The sequence below is a fragment of the Paraburkholderia sp. J12 genome (assembly GCF_905220215.1).
Lineage (GTDB): Bacteria > Pseudomonadota > Gammaproteobacteria > Burkholderiales > Burkholderiaceae > Paraburkholderia.
In genome coordinates, this window is record NZ_CAJMZC010000015.1 from 13,063 (window position 1) to 34,707 (window position 21,645).

The window sequence follows — 21,645 nt, forward strand, 5'->3', positions numbered from 1 at the left end:
GGCCATGAGTTGGTATAACAAGGTTGTTTGGAGCGAAGGACTCTTCCTGCGCCCGCAGTTGTTTCAGCAGCAGGAGCGGTATCTGGAATCTCTCGCCCACCGCCGGAGCGCTCCGCTGAGCCCTTTTTTCTGGGGTTTTAGTCAATATGAAATTGATAAAGAATCCTTATCGTTTGGCAAGCTGGTGTTCAGGAGCGGATCCGGCGTGTTCCCGGACGGGACGCCATTCGATGTCCCAGGTCTGACGCCGCCGCCACCGCCGCTGACGATCGGGCCGGAGCATCAGGATGAGGTGATTTATCTGGCGGTTCCGCTGCGTCTTCCCAATACGGAAGAAACCGCGTTCGAAGAGCAGAACGGGTCGCTCGCGCGCTATCTCGCGTACGACATGGAGCTGCGCGACAGCAATGCGATCGGTCAAGGACCGAAGCCTGTCCAGCTCGCGAATCTGCGTCTTCGGTTGTTGCCCGAGAAAGAGCTCACCCAGTCGTGGATCGGCATTGCGCTGACGCGCGTGAAGACGTTGCATGCCGATGGCGCAGTGTCGCTGCATAGTGCCGACCATATTCCGCCTGTCACCGGCTATGGCGCGAATCCCTTGCTGCGGGAATGGACGATGCAACTGCACGGTCTCGCGAAACTGCGCGCCGACGCACTGGCGGCGCGTCTATCCGGCACGGATGGTCGCGCGGGCGCCGCCGCGGAGGTGGCCGACTACTTGCTGCTGCAGGTGCTCAACCGCTATGAGCCGTTGCTCGATCACCTCTGCCAGCTCGAAGAGACCGCTCCTGTGGACCTGTACCGCGAACTTGCCCTCTTTGCCGGTGAGCTGTCGACGTTCGTGCGCCCGCAAACGCGGCGCCCGGCGGCGGCGCCGGGGTATGACCATGCGCAGTTGTACCAGAGCATCAGGCCGCTCGTCGACGAGGTGCACTATCTGCTGAACCAGGTGCTCATACGCGGTGCGCAGCCGATTGCGCTTACCGAGCAGGCCCACGGTGTCCGCACGGCGACGGTACTGCCCAGCGAACTGGCGGGCTATTCGACGCTCGTGCTCGCGGTCGGTGCGCAAATGTCGCCGGAAGTGCTGCAACAGCAGTTCCTCGCGCAGACCAAGATCAGCCATCCGCAGCGGCTGCCGGAACTGATCCGCTCGCATCTGCCCGGGTTGACGATGGTGCCGTTGCCGGTCCCGCCACGCCAGATTCCTTTCAATTCAGGGTTCATCTACTTCGAGCTCTCGCGCTCGGGCCCGTTTTGGGAGCAGATCGGACGCCACGGCGGTCTCGCCATGCATATCGCCGGGCATTTCCCCGAACTCAAGCTTGAACTGTGGGGCGTGCGTCAGAAATGAGTACAGAGGCATACGGCGACGACGCATTCGACTTCCTGGCGGAGCCCGACAAGGCCGCATCGGCCACGGAATTGCCGCCGGCATTTCCGGCGGGACGGCCTGTCACGGGTGGCGCCCGGGACCCGGAGCCACCCGTCGATCCAGCCGCGTTCGATCCGCCGGAAGATTCACAGGCCCGACTCGATCGGGTCAAGGCTTCGAGGAATCCGCTCGGTGAAGCGGCGCAACCGCTGTTGCGCATGCTGGCCGATATGCCGTCCTCGCTCGATTCGCTTGCTGCGGTCGCGAGTCTGCGCTCGCTGCTGGTGCGGGAGGTCAGCGCATTCCAGAAAGTCTGCGACAAGGCGAATCTGCCCTGGAAGCACGTGGCCGCTGCACGCTATGCGTTGTGCACGGCGCTCGACGAAGCCGCCAACCGCACGCGATGGGGCGGCGGCGGCATCTGGGCCGCGCGCGGACTGCTGATCACGTTCGAAGGCGAAGTGGACGGGGGCGAGAAGTTCTTCCTGCTGATTGGCCGTATGGCGACCGATCCGCAGGAGTACATCGACGTGCTCGAAGTGATGTACCGCATTCTCGGTCTTGGATTCGAAGGCCGCTACAGCGTTGTCGTCGAGGGTCTCCGTCATCTCGAACAGATCAGGCAGCGGCTCTTGACGCTCATCAGCGGCGCACGCGACACGATGCGCGTCGAACTGTCGCCGCACTGGCGCGGCGAGGCGCCGGGCGAAATGCGCCTTCTGAAGAGCGTGCCGGTCTGGGCGACGGCGGGTGTCGCTGCACTATCCGTGTTTGGGCTTTTTGGTTGGTACAAGTACCAGTTGCTGGTCGAGAGCAATGGGCTCGAGGCGAAGATCCGCGCGATCGGCGTGCCAGTGAAGGCCGGCCCGACCGTCGTTCACGAGCGGCTACGTCTGTCGATCCTGCTGAAGGACCAGATCTCGCGCGGCCTCCTCACAGTCGACGAGGACGATCACAGCAGCAAAGTCGTCTTCAGCGGCGACTCCATGTTCCTTCCGGGCCGCGCCGGCATTCGCCCGGAACTGGACCCGGTATTGACCCGGGTTGCAGAGGAGGTGGCGCGCGTCAACGGCAAGGTAACCGTGATGGGCTACACCGACAACCTGCCGATCGACACCCCGGAGTTCCGAAACAACCAGATGTTGTCGGAAAAGCGTGCGGCGTCCGTCGCCGACGTTCTGATGACTCACGGCGTCCCGGCCGGCCGTATCGAGGCGACCGGCAAGGGCGACACGGAGCCTGTCGCGGACAACACCACGGCGGAAGGGCGGTCCCGCAATCGACGCGTGGAAGTCTTCGTCGCGCAATAACGGGAAAGCCTGAATGTCTTATTTGAATCGCTTCTTGAAGCTTGTCTTTTCGCGCCAGACGTTGATGGTCGTGGCGATTTTTCTGGCCATCGCGGCGGTCTGGTTTGTCGGACCCCTCGTCGCTTTCGGCGACGATCGTCCGCTCGAGACCGTGCTGTCACGCGTGCTGACGATTATCGTACTGCTCGCGCTACTGTTGTTCTGGCTGGCCGACTGGTCGCATGGCCCCATCTGGGTGGTGCTGGTTTGCCTTGCGCTCTGGTACTTCGGACCGCTGCTCGCATTCGGCGAGGCTCATCCTTTCGCGCCGCCGTGGTCGCGCGTGCTGCTGATCGCAGTACTGCTTGCCTGCTATGCGATCTACGGCCTCTATGGCTTGTGGAAGGCGGTGCGCAACAACGACGAGTTGCTGCAGCGCATTCTGCATCCGTTTGCGAAGAAGGCCGGTGCGGATCCGCTTGCACGCGACGAAATCCGCGCGGTCAACTCGGTGCTCACGAAGGCTATCGGCAAGCTCAGGCGTCTGCGGGGCGGTCCCGCCGGGCTGCGCCGCCTGCTGGAAAGCCAGCGCTATCTGTATGAGCTGCCGTGGTATATGGTGATCGGCTCGGGCGGCGCTGGAAAAACCACACTTATCCTCAATTCCGGCCTCGATTTTCCCGACGCCGACCAGATGGTCGCAGCGTCGATCAAAAGCCGCGTCGAGACGGTAAATTGCGACTGGTGGTTTGCCAATGAAGCTGTCCTGATCGATACGGCCGGTCGCTACACGGTCCAGGACACGGCGACGGACGACGGGGACCAGGAAAACCCGAAGAGCAAGAACGCGGCGGAGTGGCGTGGCTTCCTTGGGCTGCTGCGCAAACGTCGGCCGCGGGCGCCGATTAACGGTGCGTTGCTGGTCGTTTCCGTCGAGGAATTGCTGACGTGCCCGCCGTCCGGGCGCAAGGTGCTCGCCGCATCGATGCGCGCGCGGCTTGAAGAACTTCGTCAGGACCTCGGTATTCGTTTTCCGGTCTATGTGATCGTTTCCAAGATCGATTTGCTGCCGGGCTTCACCGAGTATTTTTACTCGCTGACGGCGGAAGGCCGCGCGCAGATTTTCGGCTTCACCTTGCCGTATCGGGACGGGAGCGCGGAGGAACGTCGCGACGCGTTGCGCGAGAATTGTGCAGCGGAATTGCGCGAACTCGAGCAAAGTCTCGAGGACAGGATCAACACGAAGCTGCAGGAGGTGTACGAAGTCGACCGGCGCAGGAAACTGTACGCACTGCCAACCGAGTTCCGTAGTCTGTGCGCGGATCTGACCGGGTTGATCGCGCAAGTGTTCCTCGATTCGAAATACGACGATGCCCAACTGAGCACCACGCTACGTGGCGTCTATTTCACGAGCGCGGCACAAACTCACGAAGTCGTGCTGGCCGACGGAACGACGCTGCTACAGCGGCTGCGCCGCGGACTCGCGGGCATGTTCGGCGGCGATGGGAAGGCGGGGGCCTTGTCTTCCGGCAGCGGTGCACCCACTGCCTATCGTGGTTATTTCCTGCGCAACCTGTTCCAGCGTGTCATCCTCGCTGAAGGGCACCTCGTGCGGCCGAACCCGTACTGGGAAATCCGCTTTCGCGCGATGCGCGTCGTCGGGCATCTGTTGTCGATCGCGGTGGCAGTGTGGCTGATCGGCGCGCTGATGGTGAGCTTCGGCAGCAACCGTGCTTATCTGGCGGCGATCGGCAAAAATACCGACGCGCTCGCCGCACGCGTGACATCGCAGCGCAAGGCACCGCAGCCGGGCGCGACGGGGCTGCTGCTGAGCGCGTCGCGCGATCTGCCGCAGTTCGGTGACCTGGACCTGGACAGCCCGGGGATTGCCTGGCGCTACGGTCTTTATACGGCGCCTGCCGTTCGCGCTGCATCCGGCAATACCTACGGCAATTTGCTGAACCAGATGTTGCTGCCGCAGATCACGGGGCGGCTCGAATCCGTGCTCGATGCGCAGATCGATGCGCAGGACGCGGACGGTGTCTACCGCACGCTATCGGTCTACCTGATGCTGTTCGACCCCGCGCACTACGATGCAAAGGCGATCAAGGCGTGGGTGCTCGGCGACTGGGAACACGCGGGCAGTGTTGCGGCGCTGGGCGAGCGCGACGTGATGGCAGGCCATCTCGACGCACTGTTCGACAATGGCGTGCCCACGGAGCCAGCCGGCCCGCTGAACACGGCGCTCGTCAAACACGCGCGTGATTTTCTCGGCCAGAATCCGGCGTCGGGGCGGCTTTACGAACGGGCGATGAATTCGATGGCGGCGGAAGCACCGGAGAACGTCACGCTGATCCGCGCCGCTGGCCCGCAGGCGACTTCGGTTTTTTCACTGGTCAAAGGATCGACGCTCGATCGGGGCATACCCGGCTTGTATACCTATGAGGGCTATCACGAGGTTTTTAATAAGCGCCTGCCCGAATTTCTCGGGCAGGCGCAAAAACAGGACGCATGGGTCATGGGCCTCTCCAGTCCGTCGGCCCGGTCGTTGGCGGAAACGGGGAGTGGGGTGTTTAGCGTCGGACGGAACAAGCTGGCGGATGACATCCGTCGGCAGTACCTCATGGACTACGGCAACTACTGGCAGCAGTTTCTCGACGATGTGAGGCCCGTGCAGGGCGACGACGGCTCGCTGGCGCTGGATCTGCAGGTGCTGCGGACGTTGGCCGCACCCGACTCGCCGCTTGCACGGCTCGCGCACACGGCGGTCCATGAAACGTTGCTCTCCGCGGTTGACGATACGGACGATCCATCATTGGGCGATGCGGCGATGAACGCTGTCAAGCGTCGTTCGAGCGCGGCGAGCGCCGTGGCCGCGACGGCGACGATCGGCCAGCTCGCACAGCAGAAGATGGAAAAGGAACTAGTGGACAACCGGTTCGCCGCGCTGCGCGAAGTCGTGACGGGACGCTCCGACATGGGCAGTGGCCCGGCAATGGACAAGACTGCGGCGGGCAGCGGCGGCGCGCTGCAACTCGACGGAATCATCGGTCTCGTCAACGAGCAGTACACGCATCTCATGATGGCCGGCAACGTGCTCGCCACTCACAATATGCCGACCGTCGACGACCTCGGCTCCGCGATGCAGCTCGAAGCGGAGAAACAGCCGGCACCGTTTCGTGCCGTGCTGGCTGGCCTTGCCGCGCAGTCGCTGCAGAAAGTGGATCGCAGCGTTGCATCCCTGCTGGCGCTGCAGGTGGAATCGGGCGTTGGCGCGCAGTGTCGTCGCGCGATCGAAGGCAAATATCCGTTTGCGGCAAGCGCACAGGAGGTCGACATAGACGACTTCAACCGCGTGTTCGCGGCAGGCGGACTGCTCGACGACTTCTTCCAGAAAACGCTTGCGAGCGAGGTGGACACCAGCATGCGGCCCTGGCGCTACAAGCCGGTGAGCCCCGGCATGCCGCCGATATCGGGTCCGGGTCTCGAACCGTTCGAGCGTGCTGCCGAGATTCGCCGGGTGTTCTTCCGCGATCCGGGCGCGAACAGGATGTCGTGGAACATCGGTATCAAGGTCGCGTCGCTCGATCCGGAGATTACCGAGCTGCTGATCGATATCGATGGGCAGAGCATGCGTTACGTGCATGGCCCGGTGACGACGTGGCCGGTGACGTGGCCGGGGCCGCGCGGCGGCTCGACGGCGGGCCTGAGCGCCAATCCGCGCGTCCGGCCCGATACGTCGACCCTCCTGTTCGACGGGCCCTGGGCGCTATTGCGCCTGATTGACCACGGTCACCTGACTTCGACCGTGTCGTCGAGCCGCTATGCGCTGGATTTCAACTTCGACGACCGTCATGCGGTGCTCGAACTGACGACCGCTGGGCAGTCGGGACCGCAGTTGACCGGTCTGCTGCGAGGTTTTCATTGTCCCGGTAGTACGGGCATGGGCGGGAGCCGGCTGGAAACAACGGCGAGTGCCATCGCCGGCGATGCCCGGTAGTGTCTTCGACAATCCCCATCGGGATTGGTGCATCGGAATGTTTTCGATGAATGGAATTTAGAGGATTGCATGCCAAATAATTCTTCTGGCAATCTGGATCTCGCACCGCGCGCGGTAACGGTCTCCAGCGCGGCGATGCCGCAACTGCTGGGGCAACCTGCGCTCGGGTTCAAGTCGTTGAGCGGCAGCGAGTATCTGGGCGAACTGTTCAAGTATGAGTTGCTGCTCCGTACACCCGACGACTACGCGATCCCGCTCGCCGTCAGCGCCAACGTCGACCTGAAAGCGCTGCTCGGCAACGAGATGACCGTTGCGATGGAGCTCGATGCGCCAGGCGATCTGCTGCCGGCCCCGGACATTGCCCAGCGTCAGATCACCGGGCTTGTCGTCAAGGCGGAATACCTGCACCGCGAAGGCCGTTACAACGTCTATCGTGTGATCTTGAAGCCGTGGCTATGGCTGGCGACGCTCACGACCGACTTCAAGATCTTTCAGGACAAGACCGTCATCGAGATCATCGACGAGGTCCTGAAGGACTATCCCTATCCCGTCGAAAAGCGCCTCGACGTGAGCCGCTATACGGTGAGCGGAGAGAGTCCGCGCAACGAGCCGCGGGCTTTCCAGGTGCAGTACGGTGAGACAGACTTCGATTTCATCCAGCGCCTCATGGAGGAATGGGGCATTTACTGGTTCTTCGAGCATGTCGATGGCAAGCATCGGCTTGTGTTGTGCGATCACGTTGGCGCACACCGCAAGTCGCCGAACCCGGCGTACCAGACGCTCGCGTTCCAGCCTCAGGGTGGCACGACCGAAGGCGACTATATCCATACGTTCTCGACGGCCGAAGTACTGTGCACCGGCCACTATGTCACGAGCGATTTCGACTTCACCCGCTCGCGGGCCGACATGCGCGAAATCAATCAGCAGCCGCGCGATACGAGCTGGAATACGCTTGAGCGCTACGACTGGCCCGGCGACTATACCGATGGCGGCCACGGCGAACTGCTGGCCCGCACGCGCATGGAAACGCTGCGCGCGCCAGGCGCGCGCGCGCGCGGCGAGGGCAACGTTCGCGGGCTCGCATGCGGCCAGACTTTCGAGCTGACCGACTACGACTACCTGGCGGCGAACTGCGAATACCTCGTCATTGGAACGACCCTTGACGTAACGGGCAACCCCGAAGAAACGGGCAGCGACTACGAATACACATTCAGCAACCGCTTCGACGTGCAGCCGACGAGCGAAATGTTCAGGCTGCCGCAGAAAACGGCAAAGCCGACCGTGAGCGGTCCGCAATCGGCCATTGTTGTCGGGCCGCCGGGCAACGAGCTATGGACCGATGAATTCGGTCGCGTGAAGATTCGCTTCCTCTGGGATCGTTATGGCCGCAACGTCGAAACGGATTCCTGCTGGGTGCGCGTGAGTCAGGCATGGGCTGGCAAGAGTTTTGGCGGACTCTATATTCCGCGTATCGGCCAGGAAGTGATTGTCGACTTTTGGAACGGCGACCCGGACCGTCCGCTGATTACGGGCGCGCTCTACAACACCGTGACGCCTACGCCGTGGGCATTGCCCGCCAACGCGACGCAGAGTGGGATGATGACCCGCTCGATAGAAGGCGGCGTGGAGAACTTCAACGCGGTGAGCTTTGACGACGCGGTGGGTGCCGAAGAGGTCACGATTCAGGCCGAGCGGCAAATGACCCGTTTGACGAAAGCGGACGAGTCACACGTCGTGGGCCTCGATTATTCGGTCGGCGTGGGCGCGGCGCACAGCGTTGTCGTAGGCGGGGCGTTTTCGAGCGTCGTGGGCGGCATTGCGAGCTATGAGGTCGCTCTCGCGCAATCGGTGCTGATTGGTGGCGCGGAGGCGACGGCGATTGGCGGCGCTTCGGCGCTGACTGTGGGCGGCGCGCGCGCCGTGACGATCGGCGGGGCCTCTTCGCATACGGTAGGCGGTGCGTATTCGCTGTTTGCTGGCGGCGCGCTTTCCATCGTATGCGGCAAGTCGTCGTTGACGATGACGAGCGACGGCAAGATCAAGCTCGTCGGCAAGGAAATCCTGATTAGCGGTAAGGATAATGTCGTGGTGAAGGGCATGCCGCTCGAACTCAATCCGTGCGATGACGAATGCGGCTGCGAAGACGGCAAGGGGGGGGCCGTGGTGCCTGTTCCCGTGGTGGCCGGTGTTTTGGGCTTCGCTCCCGGCATTCCGGACTGCCCGCTGCCAGTTCTCCCGATCATTCCCTGTCAGCCGACGCCGACGCCGACGCCGACGCCGACGCCGACGCCGACGCCGACGCCGACGCCGACGCCGACGCCAACACCGACTCCAACACCGACTCCAACACCGACTCCAACACCGACTCCGTCAGTTTCCGAGTTGTTTCCACCGCCGACGCCAACACCAACTCCAACCCCGACGCCAACACTAACCCCGACACCATCGGTTTCCGAGCTGTTGATTATCGATCCGTCCTGACACGACATTCCACTATTGCGTTCGGCCGCGGCGCGCATGCGCGCGCGGCCCTCAATGCCTCGCCGTCCGTTCAGAAGGAGAATTTCCCCCATGTTTCCCCTATCTCGCGTAGGAGACTTGATCGACCATGGTGGCTCGATCATTACCGGGTCGCCAGACGTCCTGATCGATGGAATCCCGGCGGCGCTAGCCGGCATCAGTTCGGCCGTCTGCCCACTGCATCCGTCCGCGCAAGTTCTGGTTTCGGGCTCGGCCACTGTATTCATCAACGACGTCCCGGCCGCGATGGCCGGCGGCAAGACTTCGTGTGGTTCGGTGGTCACATCCGGTTCGCCGGACGTACTCATCGGTTCATGACGACAGGGAAGAGGCATTGGAGACTGGAATTGCAGGGCCGGGCGCGGACCTGATCAGGCTGCCCGGCGTTGTGTTGCCTTTGACGCGTGCAGGGCAGACGGCAGACCGCTGCCGGCAGCTTGGCGAGGTGGTCGACCGGTATCGAATACGCCGCGCGCTCTCGGGCATCCTGTTGCGCTCGGTGGACGTGGTGTCCGGCAGCAAGGTCTGTCTGCCCGCAGACGAAACCGATTTCTCGCTTCGCGGCCGTCTGCCGCTTGGATGGTCTCGCTACTATTCGAGCGCACGCGCCGCGATCGGGCTGCTCGGCGTTGGCTGGCGTACCCGCTGGGAAATCACGCTGCACAAGTCGGGCGACAAGCTCATCTACGTCGATGAGTACGGCGGCACGCTTACGGTGCCGTTTCCCGAGCGTGGAACACAGGTAATCGCGCCGTCGGCCCAATTGCACTTCGCTCATCTGCCCGACGGCCGCATGGTCGTCGCCGACCTGACACCGCGCTACTGGGTCTTCGGCGACTTCGACGCCCGCGGAATCGCCCGGCTGAAGTACGTCGAGGATCTGCACCGGCAGCGGATCGGATGCATCTGGGATGGCGAGGGACGTCTGTTGCGCATGCGCGGCACGTGCGGTCACGAACTGCGGATGCACTACGAAACGAGACAGGGCGCACGCCTCGCGGCCGTCGAATGCGTGGACGGCGGCCCGACCGGTGTGCTCGTCCAGTACGCTTACAGTTCGAACGGCGAGCTGACGGAGGTACGCAACCGGACCGGCACCGTCGTTCGCCGCTTTAGCTGGCAAAACGGAAGGATCGTCGAGGAGGCTGGCCTCCTCGGCATGATTACGCGGTACACGTGGCAGACGACCGGCGGCGTCGCGCGCGTGGTTGAGCGCGCCACCTCGGAGGGGGCGCGCGAACGGTTCGCTTACGACGTCGATAGCCGGGGCAGCCAGGTGAGCGATGTGTTCGGCCACGATGCGAGCTGGCAATACGACGAGCACGGCTATGTGCTGTCACACAGGGATTTCGACGGGCGGCGCTATCGCTTCGGCTATCGCGATACCGGCGCGCCGGCATCGATCTGGCTACCGGGTGAGCGCGAGGTTCGCCTCGAATATGATTCGCTCGGGCGCGTCGGCGAGGAAACGGATCCGCTCGGCAGGATCCGCACGACGAAATACGCGTTTGCGTCGCGCGAGCCTGTCTCCGTGACCATGAGCGATGGCCGTAGATGGGCCTGGTCGCGCAACGAGCATTTGCAGCCCTTGCAATGCCAGATGCCATCCGGCGAAGTCATGCGCTTCGAGTACGATGCGAATGGCTTCGCCGTCCGCGCCATCGACGCCCTGGGTGTTGCGACTGCTTACGAGTACAACGCATGGGGGCAAGTCACGCGGCGCACCGAGGTCGATGGCAGCGCAACGCACTACGAGTACAACGTCGACGGTTATTTGACCGGCGTGACCGACGCGCTTGGCGGGGTAACGCACTTCGAGCGCGATGGCCTCGGTCACGCACTGAGCGTCACGCGTCCGGACGGGCAGGTGGAGCGCCATGTCTGGAATGCAGCCGGCCGACGGACTTCGTTCGTCGGGTCGAACGGCCAGAACCGGCATTGGCACCGCGACCCGCGCGGCAACGTCGTGCGCGCGATCGACGAGGAGGGGCACGCGATCGTGCGGCAGTACGATGCGCATGGCCGACCCGTGCGAATCGAGAGCGCGAACGGTGCGATCCAGACGCTCGAATGGGGCGCGAGTCATTGCCTGTCGATCACCGATGCCGACGGCGTGGCGCGCCGCTTCGACTATACGGATGCGGGCGAGATCTGCGGCGTCACCTCGAAAGCGGGCGCGCAGGAGCGCCGCGAGACGTTCGCCTATGACGAGGGCGGGCGGCTCATCCAGCGCGAGACGCCGCATAACCTCTACCTGTACCGCTATGCTGCCGGAGGCGGTCTCGAGTTGGTTAGCCGCACACCGACGAAAGAAGGAGAGTTGCTCGGCATCGGCGCCGATGAAATCCGTTTCGAATATGACGCGAGCGGCCGCCTGGTCGCGGAACGCGGTGCGAACGGCGCATTGCACTACACCTGCAACGCCGTGGGCCGTCTCGTTGCGACACAGCTGCCGCAGGGACAGGAAGTGCGTACTCGCCGCTTTGAGACCGGCCATATCGCGTTCGTCGAACTGGACGAGCGCCCGGTCGCGCGCTTCTGGTACGACGCGATGCGGCGCGTGATCGCGCATACGCAAGGTCGTCTGCGTACGCACACCGGCTATTCGCCGCTTGGTTTGCCGGTGTGGTGGCGCACGGTATCGAGCGATGATCTGGGCGCGCCAGCGGCGCCGTCCGAAAGCGACAGGCAGTTGTGGCGCGAAGTGGACTACAGCGCGGCGGGCATGCCGGTCAGGACCGACGGGCCCGCCGAAGGTCAGACCTGGTATGACTACGATCGGCGCGGCTGCCTGCTGCGGCGCGTGTCGGAGCACCTGGGCATCGAGTATTTCACGTGGGATGCCGCGGGCAATCTGCTCGATACGCCCAGTGGAAACTGGTTCCCGGCTGTCTATCCCGATCACCGGATCGTGGAATGCCGTGGCTATCGCTACGAGTACGACGCCTGGGGGCAACTGGCGCGCAGGAGCGGCCGCGATCATACGCTGTCGCTCGACTGGGACGCGGAAGGGCGGGTGATTGCCGTGCATCGCAAGGGCCGCACCGTGCGCTTCCAGTATGACGCGCTCGGCCGGCGGATCGCGAAACGCGTCGAATCCGGTTCGACGCAGCAACCGTACACGCTGGCGCAAGACGAACTTACACGCTATCTGTGGCAGGGACGCCGGCTCCTCCAGGAGCAGCGCAGCGGCGCATTGCGCACCTACCTTTATCAACCGGAGTCGAGCCGGTCGATGGCCTTTGCACCGCTCGCCTGTGTGGACCAGGTGCTCGACCACGACGGCAAGATCACCGACACGCAACTCTATCACTACCATATCGATGCCGTCGGCACGGCGCTCGCACTGACCGACGAAACCGGCAAGCTGGTGTGGCGGGGGCGTTATCGCGCGTGGGGCGATCCCGTCACCCAGGAGTGGGGGCGCAGCGATACGGTCCCGCAGCCGCTGCGCTACGCCGGACAATACGTGGACGAAGAAACGATGCTGCACTACAACGGTACGCGTTTCTATGACCCGGAGGCCGGGCGTTACATCAGTCCTGACCGCACTGGCGACGGTGGTATCAGTCCGTACCGATACGCGCCGAATCCGCTGACATGGTGCAATCCGCTTGGCCGGGCAAAGCCGGAGCGGTTTCCGTACCTCGCCGGTATGGAGGTATCAGACAACGACGGTGTGCCCGACCCGGCTCAGCAGATCGCCGGCGTCGTCGCGCAGCTCGACGACGTATCGGGCTGGGATCCGCTCGAGCGCTGAGAAGAAGATAGCGTGGTAGTCGAGCCAGTCGTTCTGCCGATATTGGTGCAGATCGCGGGCTTCGATTGCCTCGCGGTGCAGCTCGGTTTCGTCGTGGCCGTAAACAGCGACGACAGCGGAGGCCGCGCCTGAGAGCGTTGGTTGCGCGCCCGGGGTCGCCGCGTGCTCATCGAACGTGTTCTGATGCACACAGACACGGACGTCGTTCGCGCGCCGCAGTGAGGCTTGCCAGATTGCCGCGTCTGGACGTGGCGTGCCGGGAGGCTCCGGCAGCTCGTGACCCAGAACGGTCTCGTGCACGCCGCGAGAGGCGAAGCTGATACCGGCATAGGTCTCGTATTCCGCGAGCGTGCGCTCGGTGCCAAGGCCGTACTTGCCGAACTCGTGCGTTGAAGACGGTTTGCCGTCGACACCGAGCAACGCCTGATTGCGCAGATACGCCCGTTCATTGCGCTCCGCCCAATGCTCCTTGATGACACCCTTCTCTTTGGCCTCGCCGTTGTGGTCGTCCCACATCTTGACGCGGTGCTGACGCGTGTACTCGTGCCATGCAATCAGGCAGTGCGGATGGTAGAGGTCGTAGCCATGCGTGAATGCACGCACGGTGATCGAAATTTCCTCGCCGAGAAAGAAGTAGTCGGGATCGTGCTGGACTACTGTCGCAAAATGACCATCGGCGAACGTGAAATGCCCGCTATAGAAGCGCGCACGAACGGGGCGATTGCGTACCGGCTCGGCGGGAAGGGGCTTGCCCTGAAACATCACGACGCCCTCTGCACCGAATCGGAAGAAGCTCATGAACTGAGGCGACCCGTGCAGGGCCGTATCGTTCTGCGGGTCGAATCCCGGGAGATACGCGGTGAGCACGGGCTTCGGACTTTCGTCGCGCAGCGATTCCAGCATGTCGATCGAGAGTGCGTCCCAACCGTCGACGAAGCGGTGATGCGAGTCGAGCTGAAGCGTGTACCGCTCGCCGCCGTATTCCTGCTGAAGGCGATTGCGGGCCCAGCATGCGCCTTGCGACATCATGTGCGGCACGTCGATCAGCTCGACCAACGCGCCGCGGTAGCTGAGGTGCTGAATGGTCCAGTCTTCGGCTTTCTTCATGTGCCATTTGCCGAAGCCCCGCTGCCAGAATCCGGCCAGCGTTTCATCGGGGCCGTGCTGCCAGCAGACGACAATGCGCAGCCGATTCGGCTTCTTTGCCTTGTTGATCAGATCGCACAAAGTGGGAATGAGTTGCGAATCGCGATAGCTCGCGATCTGCACGAAGATCGAGTCAGGTTGCGCGGCGGGTAGTGCGGTCATGCGGATGGCTTCCGGTCCAGGTAGGGCAATCGCGTGCGTGGTCGATGGGCAGGTTAGAGAATGGTCATGGTGATCGTCGCGGTAGCCTGGATCTTGCCCGCGGTCGGCGTTGTGCTTACCACGCGCAGCACAGTTGCCTGGAGTGCGAAAGGCGATTGCATGCCGCCGCTGGGCGTGTGGACGAGCGTGCTGTTCGGATTGTTGGGCTGGAGGATCGTGCCGGTAGAGACTTCCTTGAGCTGAATAGCCAGATTCGAGGCCCCGGTATTCTTCAGCATGCTGGGGGCGTTGGTATCGGGCGTTCCGGAGAGCGCTGCAGTGATCGATGCCGGTGGCGTCGGGCCCGTGCAGAGCACGTTGAAGTTGATGGGCTGGGTGGGCCCCGAGGTGGTTGAAACGTCGGTGGGGCCGAACGTGCCGAAGTCGATGTTCAGCTTGCTGCTGTCGACCGAGCAACTCGGCAGCACCTTGATGTTGAGGCCGTTGGCGCCGACCAGCACGACTGCCTTGCCGTCTCCGTCGGTCGTTTCCGTGCCGACCGTGCCGAACTGGACGTTCACGTTGCTTGCGATGTCCCCGGTCTTGATCAGCTGGATCTGGAACCGCGAACCCGCGCCGAGCGTCTCGTAGACCACCTGCGTGGGCCCCCCCGTGCCCGATTGAATGGACTGCGAGGCCGGGAAGGTCAGCAGAGTGCCGTTTGCGCGAACATAACTGAGCGTGAAGCCGATACCCGGCACATTGGTGTTATAGACGCCCGACAGGCTGGAAGGGGTGGCCCCGGCGAGGCTCAGAGTCGTGGTGCCGCCGTTCGTGCAGGTCATGACGGCCGTCGCGGTGGGCAGTGCGCTCGACGTTCCTGTCGCTATCACCGAGCCGACGGCAAGGCCGGGATCGATCGACATCGAGGCATCCTGGAACAGGACAGTGGCCTGCAACTGCTGATAAGCGGCATAGCCCAAAGTCTGCTGGGCGTAGCTGATCTCGCTGGCAGTCAGTTGAAGACACGTGGCTGATGCCATACGTGAGATCCCGAGGGTAAGCAGGATGAGAAACTGGACGAGTCTTTTCATTGGCAAGGGTTCTCGTTGACCGGTGTACCGTATGGGTTGACGGGAAATGAGGCTGGGCAATCGTACGCAGGCGTATCAGTCCTCGATCGGGTCCCACGCGGCCAGCAGGTCGGCCGGAATGAGCCGCGCGAGTTCCGAAAACCGCTTGCCGACCATCCGTTCCGACTGTCGCAACAGGACGATGACGGGGCTGCTCGGCTCGTTCTGTTCGAACCAGATACGCGTTTCCTGAATAGCCGCGAGTGCGCTCCAGCGATCCCGCGGCACCGGGACGGCCGTTGGTAAACCGGGCGGCAGGTCGGGTTGCGTGATCGACAGGGAGGTCGTTGCCGCCGGCGCTGTGGTGGGTATCGTGTCGGCGATGGGCGGTGTGGTGGCCGTTGGCGATGCCGCCATCGGCACCGTTGCCGGCATCGCCGACGGCGCGCCGCCATCCAGTTGCGCCTGTGAAAACGGCTGCAGCATTTTCGACAGCGCACTGAGATCGGGGGCATCGGTGCCGAGAGTCGCGTCGCACCACGCGACGATGTCGGCCGTCAGATGCTGGGCTTCCCTGCACGCCACTATCACCGCGTCGCGCCGTCCCCACAATTCCTTGAGCAGGCGGCTGACGGATTCCGGCGCGAGCGCGTCCTTCAGGCGCGGCGTGGAGAACGATTTTTCGATGTCGCGAAACTGCATGGGCACGCCCGTGGCTTTCGGCATGACGATGTCGCGCATGTCGCCCAGTGGGCCATCCGGATCGGCGAGCGCGGCGAGCGCGTTCGCGTAAATAACGGGATCGCGCTCACCCTCGAAGATGGGCTGCGGATGCAGCGCTTCGCCATAGCAGTCGAGCAGGGCCTTGAGAAACGCCAGTCCGTCGCGCAGCCCGGCCGCGCCGTCGAGCCGGATCCGGCAGCGCAGCAGGATGACCGCAAGGCGGATATCCTTCGCGCGCAGGAGCAGCGTCCGGCAATCGCGTTCGATCTCGGCCCAGTTGGCGGCCTGCGGGACGCCGACGAAATTGCCGTATTGCGCTTCGACACGCGGAGCCGCGGCGGCCAGCAGCATGACGAAGTCCTGGTCGTAGTCGAGTTCGGCGCCGCAGGGCGCGTCGGCGCAGACCGGTTCGAGCAGGTCCGCGTACCGTAGCGCAGCGGCGGGAGAATGGGCATTCATGCGGAGAGACTCCAGAATCAGTCGGTGTATTGCTCGGGGTCGAACACCATGCCGACAACCGGCTGTTCGTTCATCGCTTCGCCAAGCCAGGTGGAATAGCCGAGTCTTTGCGAGGTGTCGGCGCGGGCGGGCGGTGCGGCGCGCGGCTTGACGAGCAGCTTCACCTCCCATGCGTATTCGTGGCCGACGAAGGCCCGCACCCATTCGACGAGCGTCGCGAGATCCTCGCCGTGCGGTGTGAGGCGCAGGTACTGGTCGAGATCCAGCGGACCTACCACCAGGCGAAACTTGTGCTGCCGGTCCGGAAGGGTCTCGCCGAGCTGAGCGCATTCCCCCATGATGGCTGCCGGTCCCGGAGTGCCGAGCTTCGTATGCTCCGAATCCGGCAGCCGGATCCAGTGCGAAACGAATTCCTCCACGGTCATGGGTAAAGCGAAATAGTTCGAGAGCATCGATGCGAGCCCGTCCGGATTGCGCGCTTCTCGCATCAGATGCGCTGCCGCGCTGTAGCGCGCGTGCGACGGGAGACACGAGCGTCTGGCCTCGGCCGGGTCGATGCCGATCAGACTCGCGACGTAGAACGAAAAGGTTTCGTTGTCGGGACGGTCGAGCGACGCGGTGGACTGGGCTGCCGCCCACGCGCGATAGAACTGCGAGAGCGCGCGGTGATGGAACAGGTCAGCTAGATGAACGAGCGTGTGATCCTGATGACTTTCGACCCGGCTGTAGGCCAGCTCGGTCATGTGCAGCGGCAGCGGCCCCTGTGGTCCCCACAAGCCGAGCCCGAACAGGCGCACGTCGAGGCGGCCGCCGCGCATGCCGAGCGCCGCGATCTCGCGCGGCGCGAACATCATCGTCGGCTGCTGGCCAATCCGGAACGGCTCCTCGCGCGGCAGGCTCGCGGTGCCGGGCAACGGGCTGTGCGGGTCGCGGGCGGCGATCGCGCGCAGCAGGCTCATGAAACCGGACTGCCAGGGCGTGGCCGGATCGAACCAGGCGTCGAGCGACCGTGGATCGAGTGATGCTGGCGCCGACGCGGCGGTGGTCGTATCGCGACTGTCCATGCTTACACGGCTCCGCGGCCGCCCATGCGCGGCTGCCAGCGCGTGACGAGACCGCGCTGCATCGAGCGGAGTTCGGTCTCCGTGAACACGTTGATCGACACATGACGCGCAAGATAATGTTCGAGCACGAGACCGAACAGGTAAGGGCTAAGGCCAGAGAATCCGGTCTCATCGACGGTCAGCTCGCAGCGCACGCCGCGTCCATAAACGAGCAGTCCCTGGCCCGGCAGGCGCCGGACGACGGGTTCGGTGCGCGCGCCCACCAGCGCCTCGATCTGGCGGGCTTGCTCGCGCTCGCGAGGCGTGATGAAGAGGCTCAGCATGTTGCGCAACGCCTGACCGCCGTCGCCGTGATCGAGGTCGGCGAGCGGCATGTAGTTGAAGCTCAACTGGCGAATCAGGCGCCACGCGGTTTCTCCGCTCGCATATGGCGCACGTGGTGCGCTTGGCGGATGCACGAGAGCGACGCCCTCGACCGGCACCGAGTCGGGCATCGTGAGATCGGTTTTGCCGTTGCGCGGGATGAGGCGCGGCAGATCGCGATTCGTAACCCACGCGTCGACCGACAGGTAGCGCATGTCGTCCGCATACGGCGCGTCGGTCTGGTCGACGAGCGACACGTAGACTTCCGTGCCGACATACGGCGTACGTGTACCGTATTTGCGCGCGTTGGTGGACAGCGCGCGCTGCTCGCGGCGCACCGAAAAATAGCGACCGTGATTGCCTACGTCGCTATGCAGCGTCCGGTAGAGCGGGTTGAAGTCCACTGCAACCGATGTTTCGGCCTTCTTGCCGGAAACGCGCGATACCGAGAAGATCTCGTAGTCGAGCGGCCGGGTTCGGTCGACGAGCAGATGAAAATCGGTGTGCGCCCGGTTGATTTCGACGCGATCGGTGCTCTTGCGAAACAGGTTGACGACCGGCGTGCAGAACAGCAGGAAGCGGGACGCGTCGACGTGCGTGGCGAGTTCTTCCGGCAGTCGATCGAGCAACAGCACCACCTCGGCCTCCTTGCTGTCGACGCAGGCAAGACCGGGGGCAAGCTGGGTCAGCGCAAAGAAATAAAAGCGCTGGCGGCACGCGAAATACTCTTGCAGCAGATTGTGGCCGTGGAATGTATTCCATGTGAGCGGCAGCACACCCTGATCCGGCTGAAACCCTTCGAACTCGACCGGGGCTCTGGCTATCACATGCCCTTCGCCGCGCGGCGCGCCATGCGTGCGCACGACGGCAGCGACGCTGCCCGCGTGGATCAGCTCGAACAGATGTGACGCAATGCGTTCGTCGCCGCCGAGGTAGATCGGCAAGCGGTCGAAATGCGCCATCTGACTGAACTTCACCGCGCCCGTCGTGCGCAGTCGCAGTCGCAATGCGCCGCGCAACTGCTGGTGAGGCAGCAGATGGCGATCGGTGTTGGGAATATCCGGCGGCACGGCCGTGAGCCGAGCCTCGGCGATCTCGATTGGCCACAGCGTCACATCCTGGCTGCTGCGGAATTCGCAGGCCGTCTGCTCGCCCGACGGGATCTCCGAGCGCAACGGGCTGTGGCGCGGTACCTTCACGCCCTGGGTGAAATCGCCCTCGCGCAGATTAGGCAGTAACCGCGCGACAGCGATCGATGGCGTGGGCGCGACATAATTCGGATAGGTGACTTCGAGCAGACGCTGCGTAAAGCGCGGAAACTCGGCGTCGAGCTTGATCTGCGTGCGCGCCGACATGAAACAGAAGGCCTCGATGAGGCGCTCCACGTACGGATCGGCGACTTCGATCCCTTCCATGCCGAGACGGCGCGCGATCTTCGGGTGCTGTGCAGCGAACTCGCCGGCCATCTCCCGCATGTAGGTTAGCTCGCGCGTGTAGTAGTCGAGAAATTGCGGATCCATGTCAGCGCTCCCAGCGGCAGTCCGTATCGCAGGTGACCTGGTTCATTTCGATGTCGAACGCGCTCTGCATGCGGAATTCGAGGGGGTAAGGCGACCAGTGCATGAGCCCGCTGATTTCCAGTATCAGGCGGTTGTAGCGGATCGGGTCCTCGCGGTTGAGCGGACGGATGTGCAACGACTCGGACATCAGGCGCGGCTCGAAACGGGTGATTGCCGTGCGCACCATCTTCTCGACGGTTTCCCAGTTGCGGTTGTTGAGGTAGTGGCCGGACAGCGCGGGAATTCCGTAGTTGATCACCGATCCGGCGGCCACTGCGTGTCGCGTCATGTCCAGTTCGTCCTCGAAACTCGTCGTGTTGAGCAACAGGCTCAGGTCGCGCTGGATGACGCGGCGCATGCCTTCGCCGTCGGGTGCATAGGCGTCGGGATGCTCGGCCGCGCGTTGCGGTGCGTTATCGAGAAGGCGGTCGATGAGCGATGGCATGAAAGCCTGCCGGTGCTGGAGATCGGGCGCGTTCATGTCTGCCCGTCGTAGTTGAAGTGGCATTCGCCGATCTCGAGCAGGCCGAAGTCGCCCTGGTCGGTTGTCCAGGTTTTCTGGCCCAGCGCGATTACGTTCGTTTCCCCGACGTCCTGCCACGTGGTTTTGCGCGCGAGCTTGATGGCATGCGGGCCGCTTTCCGAGCCCGGATAGCGCACGGGCATATAGCCGCGCAGAACGGTGGCATTGCGCAGGCCCACGACAGTTGAGCGCCAGAGGAGGTCGGTCAGAGCCGTAACGGGGCCAAGCGTGAGCGACCGGATTGCTTCGAACGGCACCCAGCGATAGCCGCCCGCCACAGCCAGTTCGCACACCGGCCCGAGCCGGCTGTCGCTGTCGGTCAGCCATTCGAACGCGCCCATTTGTGTGCTTTCGCCTCGTGTTGCCGGCGCGTCGTTGAAGGAGACGTTGCGCAGTTCATCGGCGACGGCGATATCGCCTTCGCCGAGCTTCATGTTGGCCCGAACCAGCGAGTTCGCCCACGTTGGTAGCGGATCGATCGAGTCCGGCATGCGCCGGCCCGCGAATACTTCGGTGCGGAAAACCTCGCTCTGTATCAGCCCACGATACAGCTGGGCACGCGCGGTACCTTCGGGTTCCAGCGTGGCCCACGTCTGCAACTGGCGCAACGCGCGCTCCCATTCACCGCCGAGGCATAACAGCTCGAACAGCAGCCACCGTTCGCGGACATTCGATGGGTGTCTGCGCACATGTTCCATCGTTTGCTCTTTCAGTTCGTCGAGGGTTTGCGTGTTCAGCACGCCATGGAGCGTCGAGGCGTGCGCTGCCGGCAGGTCAGCGGTGATTTTCATGGGGAGATCCAGGTGTGTCTTCTTCGATGACATCAGGCATGGCCATGTGGCTGTCCATGCTGATCATGTGATGCTCTTCGCGCGAGAGCGGGGCAGCGTGAGCCCCACGTCGTGCGGCGATACCGCGCGGCGCGAGCAATGTGAGGATGTCGTGATGCTTTTCTGCTTCGAAGATCTGCCCGGCGTCGAATGCGTCGAGACTGCCGAGTAGCGTATCGATATTGCGGCCCTTCGTGAGCAGATCGAAAACCGATGCTTCGGAGTCTGGATGATTCGCGAGGTCGGCGAACGGATCTTGCGGCGCGACGATGATCGGGCCGCTGCCGTCTGCGTGGGCGCTTTTCAGATCGTGCTCGTGACCGCTTTTCTGACTTAATAGCGCCTGTTGGTATTCGAGCGTGAGCGTGGCGAGCGGATCCTGTCCGTCCGTATCGACAGGCAGAAACAGAACCTTCCCGTCGTCCGGATCCTCCATTGCCGGCGCAGAGCGATCGAGCAAGGAGAGCAGCGGGTCGCCGTCACGGTCGGCAAGTGCCCCAGACATCGCGATCAGGTCGCTGAAGTCAGCCGGACTTGCCGGGGCGGTGGAGTCGGAAGGGACAGGCTTGCTGGAAAGCCTGTCTTCGAATGAAAGGTCGGATATAACATGAAAGTCCGCATTCGCAAAAGGCGCGCGTGCCTGATCCGGAGCCTGGACGGGCGAACGGTCGGCAAGCAGATTGCTGGCTTTCGAGGCTGGAGCGAGGGGCGTGTTATCCCAGCGGGCCTGGTATCCGGTCATGATTGGGCCTGCCAGGCTTGGCAGGCGTGCGGACGGTGAGTGAAGCGGCAGATGGTACGGCGCGAGCCACAGGGGGAA

14 protein-coding genes are annotated in these 21,645 nt (G+C 63.6%); 6 read left to right on the plus strand and 8 right to left on the minus strand.

Annotated features, from left to right (window positions below):
* Window positions 1-4: 4 nt before the first annotated feature.
* From tssK to U5760_RS25925, 6 genes are all read left to right on the plus strand, one after another.
* A complete protein-coding gene (gene tssK / locus U5760_RS25900; RefSeq protein WP_322015178.1) occupies window positions 5-1,354 on the plus strand; it encodes a type VI secretion system baseplate subunit TssK in 1,350 nt (449 codons plus the stop codon).
* The gene (gene tssL / locus U5760_RS25905) at window positions 1,351-2,685 is read left to right on the plus strand and encodes a type VI secretion system protein TssL, long form (protein ID WP_322015179.1); all 1,335 of its coding nucleotides are present in this window, start codon (window positions 1,351-1,353) and stop codon (window positions 2,683-2,685) included. Before tssK ends, tssL begins: the two co-directional genes overlap by 4 nt.
* A gap of 13 nt (window positions 2,686-2,698) precedes the next feature.
* Window positions 2,699-6,664 carry a type VI secretion system membrane subunit TssM gene (tssM, locus tag U5760_RS25910; RefSeq protein ID WP_322015180.1) on the plus strand — a complete coding sequence of 1,322 codons (3,966 nt, stop codon included), beginning with the start codon at window positions 2,699-2,701 and terminating at the stop codon, window positions 6,662-6,664.
* 69 nt (window positions 6,665-6,733) lie between these two features.
* Window positions 6,734-9,145, plus strand: coding sequence for a type VI secretion system Vgr family protein (locus U5760_RS25915; protein ID WP_322015181.1), 2,412 nt, complete (start codon window positions 6,734-6,736; stop codon window positions 9,143-9,145).
* 90 nt (window positions 9,146-9,235) lie between these two features.
* Window positions 9,236-9,502, plus strand: a complete 267-nt coding sequence (locus U5760_RS25920) for a PAAR domain-containing protein (RefSeq protein ID WP_322015182.1) — start codon at window positions 9,236-9,238, stop codon at window positions 9,500-9,502.
* Window positions 9,503-9,518: 16 nt separating this feature from the next.
* A complete protein-coding gene (locus U5760_RS25925) occupies window positions 9,519-12,944 on the plus strand; it encodes an RHS repeat-associated core domain-containing protein (protein ID WP_322015183.1) in 3,426 nt (1,141 codons plus the stop codon).
* On the opposite strand, the gene U5760_RS25930 is transcribed toward U5760_RS25925, so the two are convergent.
* The 8 genes from U5760_RS25930 to U5760_RS25965 form a co-directional block, all read right to left on the minus strand.
* The gene (locus U5760_RS25930) at window positions 12,849-14,252 is read right to left on the minus strand and encodes a GlcNAc-transferase family protein (protein ID WP_322015184.1); all 1,404 of its coding nucleotides are present in this window, start codon (window positions 14,250-14,252) and stop codon (window positions 12,849-12,851) included. The genes U5760_RS25925 and U5760_RS25930 overlap by 96 nt on opposite strands.
* Before the next feature lie 53 nt (window positions 14,253-14,305).
* Window positions 14,306-15,274, minus strand: a complete 969-nt coding sequence (locus U5760_RS25935; RefSeq protein WP_322015185.1) for a fimbrial protein — start codon at window positions 15,272-15,274, stop codon at window positions 14,306-14,308.
* Window positions 15,275-15,400: 126 nt separating this feature from the next.
* Window positions 15,401-16,486: an ImpA family type VI secretion system protein gene (locus tag U5760_RS25940; protein ID WP_322015186.1), complete on the minus strand. Its 1,086-nt coding sequence runs from the start codon at window positions 16,484-16,486 to the stop codon at window positions 15,401-15,403.
* A gap of 17 nt (window positions 16,487-16,503) precedes the next feature.
* Complete coding sequence (tssG, locus tag U5760_RS25945; protein WP_322015187.1) at window positions 16,504-17,550, minus strand: type VI secretion system baseplate subunit TssG; 1,047 nt, start codon at window positions 17,548-17,550, stop codon at window positions 16,504-16,506.
* A 2-nt stretch (window positions 17,551-17,552) separates the two neighbouring features.
* Window positions 17,553-19,433, minus strand: a complete 1,881-nt coding sequence (gene tssF, locus U5760_RS25950; RefSeq protein WP_322015188.1) for a type VI secretion system baseplate subunit TssF — start codon at window positions 19,431-19,433, stop codon at window positions 17,553-17,555.
* Window position 19,434: 1 nt separating this feature from the next.
* Window positions 19,435-19,953 carry a type VI secretion system baseplate subunit TssE gene (gene tssE, locus U5760_RS25955; protein WP_322015189.1) on the minus strand — a complete coding sequence of 173 codons (519 nt, stop codon included), beginning with the start codon at window positions 19,951-19,953 and terminating at the stop codon, window positions 19,435-19,437.
* On the minus strand, window positions 19,950-20,786 hold the full coding sequence (locus U5760_RS25960; RefSeq protein ID WP_415914181.1) for a type VI secretion system accessory protein TagJ: 837 nt from the start codon (window positions 20,784-20,786) through the stop codon (window positions 19,950-19,952). Before U5760_RS25960 ends, tssE begins: the two co-directional genes overlap by 4 nt.
* Window positions 20,770-21,567, minus strand: a complete 798-nt coding sequence (locus U5760_RS25965) for a TagK domain-containing protein (RefSeq protein WP_322015190.1) — start codon at window positions 21,565-21,567, stop codon at window positions 20,770-20,772. The genes U5760_RS25960 and U5760_RS25965 overlap by 17 nt, the downstream gene beginning before the upstream one ends.
* Between the last annotated feature and the right edge of the window lie 78 nt (window positions 21,568-21,645).